1 protein-coding gene is annotated in these 328 nt (G+C 62.8%); it reads left to right on the top strand.

Annotated features, from left to right (window positions below):
• Positions 1-132: 132 nt before the first annotated feature.
• Positions 133-328: helix-turn-helix domain-containing protein (locus tag EN808_RS35555; RefSeq protein ID WP_135918248.1), on the top strand; the 196-nt coding region annotated here is incomplete at its 3' end.

Raw genomic sequence — 328 nt, 5'->3', positions numbered from 1 at the left:
GATAACTTGCATGCGGACGGTTCCTTCCCTCTGATGGTCCTTTGACAACGCCATCTTGGCACATTGCGATGCCGCTGGGTCGGGGGCCGTCCACCCCATCAAGATGCTGGCTGGAGTGGAGGCCAGCATCGGATGACGCGACCTCTTTCGAATGATCTTCGTGAGCGTGTTGTTGTGGCGATCGCGGCTGGTGAGAGCTGCCGCACGGTTGCGGCTCGTTTCGGCATAGCAGTGTCGTCGGCGGTGAAGTGGTCGCAGCGCTATCGGGCGAGTGGGTCGGTCGCGCCTGGCAAGATGGGCGGCCATCGCAAGCGGGTTCTGGAGCCGC

Origin of the sequence: Mesorhizobium sp. M8A.F.Ca.ET.165.01.1.1 (genome assembly GCF_004792065.1) — a bacterium.
Taxonomy (GTDB): domain Bacteria; phylum Pseudomonadota; class Alphaproteobacteria; order Rhizobiales; family Rhizobiaceae; genus Mesorhizobium.
The sequence above is the reverse complement of the archived record's forward strand: the minus strand, read 5'-3'. Positions and strand labels throughout refer to the sequence as shown.